The 12,272-nt window shown below is 42.7% G+C and carries 10 protein-coding genes; 3 read left to right on the plus strand and 7 right to left on the minus strand.

Annotation, left to right across the window (positions count from 1 at the left end; translation table 11 throughout):
• Positions 1-220 precede the first annotated feature (220 nt).
• Positions 221-589, plus strand: coding sequence for a helix-turn-helix transcriptional regulator (locus tag F9K23_05205; protein ID KAB2917153.1), 369 nt, complete (start codon positions 221-223; stop codon positions 587-589).
• 232 nt (positions 590-821) lie between these two features.
• Here the strand turns inward: F9K23_05205 and fumC are convergent, their stop codons facing one another.
• The 6 genes from fumC to F9K23_05235 form a co-directional block, all read right to left on the minus strand.
• The gene (fumC, locus tag F9K23_05210) at positions 822-2,222 is read right to left on the minus strand and encodes a class II fumarate hydratase (GenBank protein KAB2917154.1); all 1,401 of its coding nucleotides are present in this window, start codon (positions 2,220-2,222) and stop codon (positions 822-824) included.
• A gap of 133 nt (positions 2,223-2,355) precedes the next feature.
• Complete coding sequence (locus F9K23_05215) at positions 2,356-3,264, minus strand: hypothetical protein (GenBank protein ID KAB2917155.1); 909 nt, start codon at positions 3,262-3,264, stop codon at positions 2,356-2,358.
• A 90-nt stretch (positions 3,265-3,354) separates the two neighbouring features.
• Positions 3,355-4,755 (minus strand): MBL fold metallo-hydrolase, encoded by a 1,401-nt coding sequence (locus tag F9K23_05220; GenBank protein ID KAB2917156.1) that lies wholly within the window; start codon positions 4,753-4,755, stop codon positions 3,355-3,357.
• Positions 4,756-4,834: 79 nt separating this feature from the next.
• Positions 4,835-5,566 carry a ribonuclease III gene (rnc, locus tag F9K23_05225; GenBank protein ID KAB2917157.1) on the minus strand — a complete coding sequence of 244 codons (732 nt, stop codon included), beginning with the start codon at positions 5,564-5,566 and terminating at the stop codon, positions 4,835-4,837.
• A 6-nt stretch (positions 5,567-5,572) separates the two neighbouring features.
• Entirely contained in the window at positions 5,573-6,826 is a 1,254-nt protein-coding gene (gene fabF, locus F9K23_05230) for a beta-ketoacyl-ACP synthase II (protein KAB2917158.1), read from the minus strand.
• A 25-nt stretch (positions 6,827-6,851) separates the two neighbouring features.
• Entirely contained in the window at positions 6,852-7,088 is a 237-nt protein-coding gene (locus F9K23_05235; GenBank protein ID KAB2917159.1) for an acyl carrier protein, read from the minus strand.
• A 124-nt stretch (positions 7,089-7,212) separates the two neighbouring features.
• Here F9K23_05235 and F9K23_05240 point away from each other — a divergent pair, with 124 nt between their 5' ends.
• Both F9K23_05240 and pyk read left to right on the plus strand, forming a co-directional pair.
• Complete coding sequence (locus F9K23_05240) at positions 7,213-7,632, plus strand: IPExxxVDY family protein (GenBank protein ID KAB2917160.1); 420 nt, start codon at positions 7,213-7,215, stop codon at positions 7,630-7,632.
• 23 nt (positions 7,633-7,655) lie between these two features.
• Positions 7,656-9,098, plus strand: a complete 1,443-nt coding sequence (gene pyk, locus F9K23_05245; GenBank protein KAB2917161.1) for a pyruvate kinase — start codon at positions 7,656-7,658, stop codon at positions 9,096-9,098.
• A 94-nt stretch (positions 9,099-9,192) separates the two neighbouring features.
• Here the strand turns inward: pyk and F9K23_05250 are convergent, their stop codons facing one another.
• Positions 9,193-12,129 carry an insulinase family protein gene (locus F9K23_05250; protein KAB2917162.1) on the minus strand — a complete coding sequence of 979 codons (2,937 nt, stop codon included), beginning with the start codon at positions 12,127-12,129 and terminating at the stop codon, positions 9,193-9,195.
• Between the last annotated feature and the right edge of the window lie 143 nt (positions 12,130-12,272).

Consider the following 12,272-nt stretch of genomic DNA (forward strand, 5'->3'; position numbering starts at 1 on the left):
AACACAAAGGCTGCTTATTTAAAAAAATAAACAGCCTAATTGTCGGTAGTTTTTAGCCTAAGCTAATGCAATTGAAGGGCGCACAAGTTGTTTTAACCATTCTTGTTTATCGCAAACAAGGGTATGGAAGTAGTGTTTAATTTACTTATGCAAGTAATAACTATCGTTTTTTAATTACCACAACTTATATTTGTAAGCAACTATTTAGGGTTGTAATACTATGGTTGTACTAATTGCAGAAGAAATAAGACGTTTACGAATGTCAAAATCGTTCAGTCAAGACTATATGGCGGAAAAGCTTGGCATAACCCAACAAGCATACTCTAAAATCGAAAATCAGGTATCAGAAGCATCGCTGAGCCGCTTGCAGCAGATAGCGCAGATACTGGATGTGCCTCTGCCGCACTTGCTTGGCCTGACTGAAGAAGAAATGAGTAACGGCTCAGTAACTCCCAGCGAGCGAAAGGTGTATCACGAGATCATTGTGAATCAACAAAAAATTATTGAGAAGCAGGAAGAAACTATCCGTACAATTTCGGCTTCGTTGGTGATACTGCAAACGGGTGGCAGTTTCAGACCCAATCATTAAAAATTTGAAATTTTTGTTATTTTAAGGCTATTTATTCTATCATTTGATATCAGTTGTAACAAAAACATGCTTTTCTTAAAAAAAACATAGGTCAAAACCAATTTTTTTAAACTTTCCTTCATAAAAATCAGTAACAGCTACTAAAAATGGTTGATTTTTACAGGATTGCAAAAAAATAAACCCGATTATTTTTTAACCGGGTTTATACTTTATAAATGAAAGGTTATTAGACTTATTTAAGGTTGCCCACCATGTCTTCAGGACGCACCCAAAGGTCGAACTGCTCTGATGTCAACAGGCCTAAGTCAATAGCAGCCTGCTTAAGTGTAGAACCTTCTTTGTGAGCTTTTTTAGCAATTTTAGCGGCATTATCGTACCCTATATGAGTATTTAATGCAGTAACTAACATTAGTGAGTTATCAAGATTCTTTTTAATGTCAGCAAGGTTAGGTTCAATACCTACAGCACAGTTATTGTTAAACGATACGCAGGCATCACCTATTAAACGTGCGCTGTGCAATACGTTTGCAGCAATAAGGGGTTTAAATACGTTCAACTCAAAATGACCGTTGCTACCTCCAATGCTCACCGCAACATCATTACCCATAACCTGTGCGCACACCATGGTTAATGCTTCGGGTTGGGTTGGGTTTACTTTGCCGGGCATAATTGATGAGCCGGGCTCGTTATCAGGTATCAAAATCTCACCAATACCGCAACGGGGTCCGCTACTAAGCATACGGATATCGTTTGCAACCTTCATTAAAGCCACTGCAGCACGTTTCAACGCACCGCTCAACTCTACCATACCATCATGGGCGGCAAGGCTTTCAAACTTGTTAGGAGCCGTTATAAACGGATAACCGCTTAGTTGTGCAATCTTATCCGCTACTTTTTCGGCATAGCCGGCAGGCGCATTCAAGCCTGTACCAACTGCTGTTCCGCCAAGTGCAAGCTCACGCACTGCTTCAAGGGCATTTTTAACTGCGCGGATGCTATTGGTTATTTGTTGTGCATAACCGCTAAACTCTTGTCCCAAAGTAAGCGGGGTTGCATCCATAAAGTGGGTGCGACCAATTTTTACTATATTTTTAAACTCCTCAGCTTTTTTTGTTAAAGTATCACGCAACATCTCCATACCGGGCAGGGTTATCTCAACCACTTGCTTGTATGCCGCAATGTGCATTGCTGTGGGGTAGGTATCGTTGCTTGATTGTGATTTGTTTACATCATCGTTGGGGTGAAGTACTTTCTTCTCATCCAAAAGGTTTCCGCCATTTACTACGTGGCCACGGTTAGCTACAACCTCATTCACGTTCATGTTGCTTTGGGTACCGCTACCGGTTTGCCAAATTACCAATGGAAACTGGTCGTCAAGTTTGCCTTCCAAAATCTCATCGCAAACTTTGCCTATCAGCGCAGCTTTATCAGTACCTAAAACACCTAAATCAGCATTAGTAAGTGCAGCAGCTTTTTTAAGTATGGCAAATGCCTTTATAATCTCAATAGGCATTTTATCGCCGGGGCCGCCAATTTTAAAATTTTGAAGTGAGCGTTGGGTTTGTGCTGCCCAATAAACGTTAGCGGGCACTTGTACTTCGCCCAAACTGTCGCGTTCTATCCTATAGTCCATCTGGTTTTTATTTGATTATGAAAAGATGCGCAAAAGTAAGAATTTGGTTTTGGTTATGGGGCAAAACAGGGGCTTTTTATAACATATCGCGTATGTTACAATTTATGTTTGCTGCACATTGAAAAACAGCCGATTAGAATATGCCAAAGATTTTTTTGCGCGGCTTTTTGATAAGAGTATTCAATACCATTTTGCGCTCGTAAGTGTAGGTAGAAGGCCAATTAAACGACTCTGCACCGGTTTTTACAGCAACTATACCATCAAAGTCGCCAAACTCATCGTAAAACACTAAACGGCCTGTTTTCTCTTCTATCAGCATACGACCCTGAACTTTGGCCGAGCCGCTATGGATGGCTGAAAGTCCCAGTGCCTTCATCATATTATCCGAGCCTGTAAAAGTGCCTTCGTGAGAACTGAAAAAGAGTTCGAAGCATTTTTGACCCAATGTATCCACACGATTACCGATGGTAACTTTAAACAAGTGGTTAATCACTAAATCAAACCCTGCATGGAACAGCGTATCGGTTCGCTTCATCATCGTATCACCAAGTGCGCTGTTTAAGTAGCCAATGTTAAACATCAGATTTTTGCTGCGGTTATACATGTACTTAAAATCACGGGTTTGTTGCAACTGTGCGTTTATCTCAACGGTTGGCCCTAAAAAGCCCCCCTTCCTGTCGTATTGAAATATCACCTTCACCAAAGGGGTTTTTCCCATGTTGGTCATGGTATCAATAATGCCGTTGGCTTTGCGTATTGAATCTTTACGGAAAAAGTTAAAAATCTTATAGTCTACCAACTGGTAGTCTTTCTTTTTTTCAAGAATGTCTTGCTCAATATCCAGTGTGGCGTCAGAGATTACCCACTCGGTTTCATCAATACTATCGTTGCCCTGTATTACTTTATACAGTTCGTCGACGCTACAGTTATAGGTAGCCGTGTATTTTTTTGACAGATTTATACGGCGCAACTTTATTTGTTGCGCAGTGGCATCGGCCAAAAAGCATAAAACAAAAAACAATCCCAATAAATACTTGAACATCACGGGCACAAAAAAGTCAAAAAAACGTTAATCAGCAAACGAAAGTTATACCTAAAAATTGCATTTGCAACATTTGGTTACAAAATAGGGTTATTCTATCACAAAAACCTGCCCTTTTTGCGGTATCTCAACATGGTTCAATCCTTCGGCCACCAAATTCTTTTGCAAAGCCATCATGCTGGTTTCTTCGCCGTGTACCAACAAAATCTTTTTAGTACGGGAACCATTCACCTGTTTTATATAGCGCATCAAACCTTCATTATCAGGGTGGGCACTAAACGCATCTGTTTTATGTATGGGTGAAAAAACAGGCAACTCGCGGTTCTTAATTGCAATAGTTGGCTGGCCTTGTAACAAACGGTACCCCAAAGTACCTTCGGCACAAAAGCCTGCAATCAAAATATGGGCTTTAGGGTTGCTTATGTTATCACGAATGTGTTGTTGAATACGTCCGCCTTCGACCATACCCGCCGCCGAAATGATAATGCAGGGGTCGTTGTGGTGTTTCAACCAATCACTGTCCTTTGCATCGGGTACAAATTCTAATTGGTCAAACTCAAACAAATCATTGTACTGCCTGTAAAACTCTTGTGCCTCAGCACTAAGGGTGTGTACAAATTTATGGTGGTGCTTGGCCGTTTTTATAGCCAAGGGACTATCAACAAATATCTTTACGCGGGGTAGCTTACCCTGCCTGAAAAGCTGGTGAAACGTAAATGCAATGGCATGGGTACGACCCACGCTAAATGCCGGAATAATTAACCTGCCGGGATAATCAACACAAGCAAGGTTGGTATAATGCAGCAGTTCATCACCGGGGGTGCGCTGGGCTATGTGCTTTCGGCCGCCATAGGTGCTTTCTGTAACCAGATAATCCACCTCAGGCATAGCTTGAGGGTCTGGCACCAATTGGCCGCCGTAATTACCCAAATCGCCTGTGAACCCTATGCGGGTTTCCTTCCCTCCTACCTCAACTTTAATAAAGGCACTCACCGCGCCTAATATGTGGCCGGCATTATAAAAGGTCAGTTCTGCCTCGGGGGTAATACTAAACGGTTTTCCCAACTCCACCGTTACCATACTGCCAACGGCTTGCTTAAGATGCTTAAGGGTGTAAGGAGTTTTAACCGTTGTTCTTTTCTTTCCCCTGCCGGTTCTCTTTTGCCTTTCCGACTCCATGATATTCAGGCTGTCGGCAAGCAAAAGTCCCGTAATATCAGCCGTAGCCGGTGTACAGATTATTTGCCCGTTGAACCCGTGCTTCACCAATGTGGGCAAATTGCCACTATGGTCGATATGGGCATGAGTAAGTATCACCGCATCAATCATTGCGGGAGAGAAAGGAAAATCTATATCGCTTAATGAGCCGAAACGCTTTTGCTGATCATAATCCAACCCACAATCCACCAATAAATTATAACCGCCGGGCAATTGTAGCAGGTGCATACTTCCCGTAACCTGCCTCGCGGCTCCCCAAATAGTCAACTTCATATTTTTGCAAAGGTAAGGTTAAACGGTGGTTATTACTTTACTATATAAAGTAAACCCGTATAATTGACATATTGATAACCTACTGAGGGCGGAATATTACCTCGCAGGCTTTTGATGCGGCTATCTGTTCAGCCTTCTTTTTAGAAAAATCTTCTCCCCTGCCAAACTCTTCTCCATCAATTACCACGCTAACCAAATAGCTTTTTTGCTTGCCTTGCCTGCGTTCTTCAAGAGCTTCAAAAGCAATGGTTTTACGGTTCTTTTGGCACCACTCAATCAATTTACTCTTAAAGTTAATCTCTTTATCGGCAAGGTGATGGATATCGATGTGCGGGTTGATAATACGTTTACTGATGAATTTTTTGGTAAAGTCGTATCCCTTATCCAAATAAATAGCTCCGATTAGTGCCTCAAAAGCGTTGCCGCTAATGGCACGTATAATCTGGCGGTTGCCGCGGATGCTTTTGTCGTACTCAAGATAATCCTCAATACCAATCTTGCGGGCAAGTTCGCACAGGTTCTCACGGCTTACTATTTTGGCGCGTAACTCAGTAAGAAATCCTTCTCCCTTAGTAGGATAGGTAGAAAACAGCACTTCGGCTATTATTGAACTAAGTACCGCATCGCCTAAGTATTCAAGACGTTCGTTGCTTATCCTGCCTTCTTTCACGTCGTAACGTGTTGAAGCAGAGTGATGCCTGAACGCTTGCTTATACAAATCGGCATTACGGGGCGTAAAGCCCAATAAATTTTTTAAGGATTTTACAAAGGGCTTGTCGTGGCTTTTTAACAGTTTAGAAAAAAGTACCAAGGAGCCTTACGATGTATATTTTTTGAGAATGACTGTGGCATTGTGGCCGCCAAACCCAAAGGTATTGCTTAGTGCATAGTTTACCTCGCGCACTTGGTGTGTGTTGAAGGTAAGGTTCAGGCCGCTGTCAATATCAGGGTCGTCGGTAAAATGGTTAATTGTGGGGGGGATAATCCCTTTGTTAATTGCCAACAAACAAGCCAATGACTCAATGGCTCCTGCTGCACCCAGCAAGTGTCCGGTCATACTTTTGGTGCTGCTTATGTTCATGTTATAAGCATGGTCTCCAAATACTTGTTTAATAGCTTTTAACTCGGCAACATCACCCAATGGGGTACTGGTACCGTGCACATTCACATAATCAATGTCTTGAGCAGTGATGCCTGCATCGGCAAGTGCGCTCTTCATTACCGCAATTACACCCAACCCTTCAGGGTGAGGAGCCGTAATGTGGTAAGCATCAGCGCTCATACCTCCGCCAACAACCTCAGCATAAATTTTGGCACCGCGCGCTTTGGCGTGTTCCAATTCTTCAAGCACAAGGGTAGCACTGCCTTCGCCCAATACAAAACCATCACGGTCTTTATCAAACGGGCGCGATGCTGTCTTATAGTCATCGTTGCGCTCGCTTAGGGCTTTCATTGAGTTAAAACCGCCCACAGCAGGTTCGTTCACACAAGCCTCGCTGCCACCGGTAATTATAGCATCGGCTTTCCCAAGCCTGATGTAATTAAATGAATCAATTACAGAGTGATTTGAAGTAGCACAGGCCGATACAGTAGCGTAGTTAGGCCCGCGGAAACCATATTTCATAGATATGTGTCCTGCTGCAATATCAGCAATCATCATAGGTATGAAAAATGGGCTAAAGCGCGGAGTTCCGTCGCCTTTAGCATAATCAACCACTTCATGAAAAAAACTGGTAAGACCGCCAATACCGGTTCCCCAAATAACACCAATACGGTCTTTGTCTACTTTTTCAAGGTCAAGACCGCTGTCTTTAACAGCTTCGTCACTGGTAACTACAGCATACTGGGTGTAAGGGTCCATTCTACGTGCTTCCTTTTTATCAATAAAGTTATACACGTCGAAGTTTTTCACCTCGCAAGCGAATTTCGTTTTGAATTTTGAAGCATCAAAACGGGTAATGGGGCCGGCACCGCTTACCCCGTTTTTTAAACCTTCCCAATATTCGGGAGCGCTATTTCCAAGCGGGGTAAGTGCACCAATCCCCGTAATAACAACTCTTTTAAGCTGCATACGGGCTAATAAATTTTTTTAATGATTACTTAGCGTTGTTCTCAATGTAAGTGATGGCGTCACCAACGGTCGAAATCTTTTCGGCTTGGTCGTCAGGAATTGAAATATTAAATTCCTTCTCAAATTCCATAATAAGCTCAACAGTATCCAATGAGTCTGCGCCTAAATCGTTCGTAAAGCTGGCCTCATGGGTAACTTCGCTCTCTTCTACACTAAGTTTGTCAATAATTATCGACTTTACTCTTGTGGCGATGTCTGACATTTTCTTCTCCTTTTTTGGTTAAATTTGAAGCTGCAAATAACTGCTTTTTCAAACAAAAACACAATAAAAAAAATATTGCCAAAAGCAGCCCCCAATCCCTTTGGATACGCCTAAGAACAAATATTTGTCTTTATTTGATGCCGGCACACCCCTACCGACTGAAAGCCTTTTAATGGCAGGGATAGCCTCTAATCAGAAGGGTTACAGGTTGGTTTGGCAAATCAACTCGCTGCCCGGTATACACCTGCAACGTATCGACGATTTATTCTACCGCCACAAGAAGGGCGAAGACATTTATATTCAGTGTTTTGAGTTTACGGATGAGGAGTACGGATATACCTACAGAGTGGTAGGCAACCGCACAAGTAACAATATTTTAATACAGGAACATAAAAATACTGACTATTTTTTGCTGGTGAAAGGCGGGTTGGAAGAAAATAGCTGGGTGAAGTTGCTGGCTGATATGAAAAAGCTGACATTTGCCCTTGCTGTTTATGCTATTGACTTTAATAAGCTTAAAAACAAAGACGTTTTATATTTTTAAAATACACACTTTAAACATTAATCATGAAATACAGGCCAAAGTTTAACCGTACCAAAATAATAGCCACTATAGGCCCCGCTACTTCGAGCTACAAAATGCTGAAAGAGATTATTGTGGCCGGGGTGGATGTGTGCCGCCTGAATTTTTCGCACGGTAAACACGAAGACCATGTGGGTGTTATCCAAAACATCCGGAAAATAAATACCGAACTAGGCTGCAATGTGGGTATACTGCTTGATTTACAAGGCCCCAAACTGCGCATTGGTGAGGTTGAGAACAATAAAATTACACTGGTTACAGGCAAAGAACTGATTATCACTACGCAAAAAATCATTGGTACGGCTGAGAAGTTGTTTATTGACTTTGAAATGCTGACCAAGGATGTGAAAAAAGGTCACAAGATTTTGCTGGATGATGGTAAGGTGGAGTTAAAAGTACTTGAAGTACTGAACCGCACTGAGATATTGGCCAAGGTGATACATGGCGGCGACCTTTCATCTAAAAAAGGCTTCAACCTGCCACAAACTGCACTATCTATTCCCAGCATTACTAAAAAAGATATTGAAGATATTGAGTTTGGATTGTCATACGATGTGGAGTGGATTGGTTTATCGTTTGTACGCAAGCCTGAAGAGATTCACGAGCTGAAAAACATTATTGCCCGCCACGAAAAACGCACCAAAGTGGTGGCTAAGATTGAAAAGCCCGAAGCCTTAAAAAACATTGATAAGATTATTGATGCTACGGATGCTATAATGGTAGCCCGCGGTGACTTGGGTGTTGAGATGCCGCTTGAAGAGGTGCCTTTGATACAGAAGCAAATTGTTAAAAAATGTCTTGCCGCTGCAAAGCCCGTAATTATTGCTACCCAAATGATGGAAAGCATGATTACCAGCCCTACTCCTACCCGTGCCGAAACTAACGACGTTGCAAACGCTGTATTGGATGGTGCTGATGCTGTGATGCTGAGTGCTGAAACTTCGGTGGGTGCATATCCTACTGAAACCATTAAAACAATGGAAAAGATTGTGCGCCACGTTGAGGAGCATGATATGATATACCACAAGGGTGACGGACCTGACAACTCTGAATCGCGCAGCTATATTACCGATGTTATTTGTTTTACGGCTACCCGTATGAGTATGCACATTAAAAGTGCTAAGGCTATTGCCTCTATGACCCGCTCAGGTTATACTGCGTTTAAGCTGGCCAGCTACCGCCCCCGTGCCAATATATTCATCTTTACCAACAACCCTTCGTTGCTTAATACATTAAGCCTTGTGTGGGGTATCCGCGGTTTTTACTACGATAAGTTTGTAACTACGGATGAAACCATCAGGGATGTAAACGAGATGATGAAAAAGGCAGGCTATGCAAAAACCGGTGATATTGTAATTAACACCGCCAGCATGCCTATCCACGATAAATCAATGACGAATGCCGTAAAGATTAGTAAGGTAGAATAACTTCTGTTCTAATACCAAGACACAGATAATAACCAAAAACACGAAAGGCGCAACAACTGTTGCGCCTTTCGTGTTTTATACATAACCCTAACAATTAATACCCGTACACATCTTGCAGGGTTAGTTCTATTACGGTTCCGTATTTTTTAAGTTGCTCTAAGTTTATCAAGTCTTTTGAACCTATCAGACAGATAGCAAAGTTTTGGTTGGCAAAGGCTTGCTTTTGCATTTCGGCAATTTTTTCAGCAGTTACCTTATCCAAGGTCTCATATACTAATTGGTTAACGGGTTTGTTAAGTCCCAGTTTTTGGGCGCGGTTGCTTTCTTCCAACAAACGTTGGCCGGTGATACGTTCTGATTCTATTTGCTTACGTACCGAGGCACGGGGTAAATCGGCCACAAAACGGTCGTTGGGTACAGAGTCCATAAGGGCTTTCATACCGTCCATAGCTGCCAATAGTTTATCAGCCTGTGTACCTATGTATGCACTTACAAAGGCAGGTTTATCGCTTGCAGCAGGGGTGGCCACATACGCATTGGCTGAGTATGCCAGTGCCTTAGACTCGCGGATGGTTTGGAATACCAAACTATACATACCACTGCCAAAGTACTCGTTGTAAACATTAGCCACCGCTATGTTTTCATTGCTAAAGTTTTTGATGGGGCGTTCCCATATAATTTCAGCCTGCACCATATCGTACGGTACAAAGTATATCACCGGTTTTTGAGGCTGCACGGCTTCAAACTTCTTAGCCTTTGGCAGTTTTTTAAGTTTCTTTTCTACCTTTAATACGCTTGCAGCTTTCTCGGCCAGTTGCTCTTGGCTCATAGGACCGTAGTACCATACGTTGTGTTTAAAACGCAACAGGCTGTTTAGCTTCTCTTGCAAATCGGCAGCCTTTTGTTTTTTAAGTTCGGCAATGGGTACCAGTGTAGTAAAAGGATTGTTTTTTCCGCCATAACGTGCATAGTTGCGCAATGCCCTGCGCAGTAATACATTTTTGTTGGTTTTAGCATCCTCGCGGGTCTTTTGTATATCAGCCACAAGGTTTTGCCAAGTGGTTTCTTCAACTTTAGCGGTAGTAAAAATTTCATTTAACAGGGCGTAAGCCTTATCAAAATTCTTGCTCAAACCGCGCAAGTATATGTAGCTTTCTTCGGCTTCGGCAACAAAACCAAACTCACAAGCAAGGTTAAAAAATTCACGGCTCAGCTGTTCATTGGTTTTGGTTGCAGTGGCTATGTAGGGCATATAATCTGCAAAGTGTTGCAACCATGGATCGTTTAAGGTACCCATATCAAACCTTATCTGCAGGTTAAAATAGTCAGTTTCAGCATTGGCAACGTAGTTCAGTTTCACCACACGTTTGCCTTTACCAAACGCGGTTACTACTAAATCTTTGGTAAAATCAGGGAATACTGCCTGCAAAGGGCTCACTTGCTCTGCATACAGTTTACGGGCAAAATGACTTTGTGCTTCGCGGTTCGTTTCGATAGGTGTAATTACAGGCTTAGGTACCTTTTGTATCGCGGTGTCTTTGCCCATTACCTTGTAAACAGTGGTACGTTTTTGCGGAGTATAGGTGCGGTTTGCAAAGTCAATAATATCCTGCTTGGTTAGTTTAGCCAATCGTTCAGGCATATCTACTACGTCTTTCCACTCTTGCCCAAACACAAAAGCATCTAACATTTGGTTGCAACGGGCATAGTTGTCGTTAAATGATGTAGCTCGGTTAAGCCTCAGGTTCTCAACAATGGCCGACATAATTGCATCGTCAAACTCGCCGCGCTTCAATTTCTCAAGCTCGTCAAGCAGCAAATTGCGGCAGTCTTGAAGGCTTTGCCCCTCTTTGGGGGTTGCCATAAAGTAGTGCATACTGAAATCGTTCATCAACAAGGGCGAACACACAGCATACTGTAGTTTTTGGGCTTTGTTAAGGTTAATATCCAACATACCCGCTTGCGAGTTGGCCAGTATCATATCTGTCATGTACAACAACAGCGCCTCTTGGCTGGATGCTTTTGAGGTACGGTATCCTAAAAATACTTTTTCTTCTTTAGGTCCAACAACGGTATACTCTTGGTCAGCGGGAGCCATTGCAAAGAGGTCGGCGCCTTCGGGTACCAGCATTGCAGTAGAGGCTGCCCCTGATGGAAGTTGTCCCAAATATTTGTCAATCAGTTGGATGGTTTGATCGGGGTCAAAATCGCCCGAAATTATCAAAGCCATGTTGTCGGCTTTGTAGAATTTATCGTAAAACTCGCGGATTTTAACCAACGAAGGATTTTTAAGGTGCTCAACCGTACCAATGGTGGTTTGTGTTCCGTAGGGGTGATTATAAAATACCCCTGCCATCAAAGCATCGTAGGCTTTGTCGTTGTCGTTATCAAGGCTGATGTTCTTCTCTTCGTACACGGCTTCCAACTCGGTATGAAACAGGCGGAACACAGGGTGCAAGAAACGGTCAGTCTCGATTTTCAGCCATCTTTCAAGCTGATTGGTAGGTATATTATTAATATACACCGTTTGGTCGGTGCTGGTAAATGCGTTGGTTCCGGTAGCACCTATGTATTGCATCATACGGTCGTACTCATTGGCAATGGCAATTTTAGAAGCCAGGTATGATACTGAGTCTATCAGCTTATACAACTCTACCCGCTTTACACTATCGGTAGTTTGGGCATACAAGCCGTAATACGCTTCTATCTTACTTAAGAAGAATTTTTCACCGCCGTATGATTTGGTACCGAAGCTTTCGGTGCCTTTAAACAATAAGTGTTCAAGGTAATGCGCCAAACCTGTATTGTCGTAGGGGTCGTTTTTGCTACCCGCACGCACGGCTATCATGGTTTGTATCTGAGGGGCGTTTTTGTTTACGCTCATCATCACTGTAAGGCCATTGGGCAATCTGTAAACGCGGGTTTTATAAGGGTCGGAAGGTAACTCGGCAAATCCGTATTGGCCTTGCGCCGCAAACGGCAGGGAAACTATAAACCCTATAACGATAACAAGTAGGTTTCTGATTTTCATAAATTTTTGATGTATCGGGTTTGCAAATTAGTGGTTTTAACGGTAGGCTTCAAACGCTTACGGTTGTTTATTGCTCAGCAGGTTTTGTTTTGGCTGTTTTTTTTACGTTGAACAGACATGCAAAAAATAAAAAAGCCCCCGCG

It is taken from the genome of Bacteroidota bacterium, from assembly GCA_008933805.1.
In the GTDB taxonomy this organism is placed as follows: Bacteria; Bacteroidota; Bacteroidia; order UBA8524; family UBA8524; genus SB11.

Bases quoted from the DNA above. Each gene is read 5' to 3' on its own strand.
- F9K23_05250 (KAB2917162.1), bottom strand. From the start codon at position 12,129: ATGAAAATCAGAAACCTACTTGTTATCGTTATAGGGTTTATAGTTTCC.
- F9K23_05205 (KAB2917153.1), top strand. From the start codon at position 221: ATGGTTGTACTAATTGCAGAAGAAATAAGACGTTTACGAATGTCAAAA.
- F9K23_05220 (KAB2917156.1), bottom strand. From the start codon at position 4,755: ATGAAGTTGACTATTTGGGGAGCCGCGAGGCAGGTTACGGGAAGTATG.
- F9K23_05215 (KAB2917155.1), bottom strand. From the start codon at position 3,264: ATGTTCAAGTATTTATTGGGATTGTTTTTTGTTTTATGCTTTTTGGCC.
- fumC (KAB2917154.1), bottom strand. From the start codon at position 2,222: ATGGACTATAGGATAGAACGCGACAGTTTGGGCGAAGTACAAGTGCCC.
- pyk (KAB2917161.1), top strand. From the start codon at position 7,656: ATGAAATACAGGCCAAAGTTTAACCGTACCAAAATAATAGCCACTATA.
- fabF (KAB2917158.1), bottom strand. From the start codon at position 6,826: ATGCAGCTTAAAAGAGTTGTTATTACGGGGATTGGTGCACTTACCCCG.
- F9K23_05235 (KAB2917159.1), bottom strand. From the start codon at position 7,088: ATGTCAGACATCGCCACAAGAGTAAAGTCGATAATTATTGACAAACTT.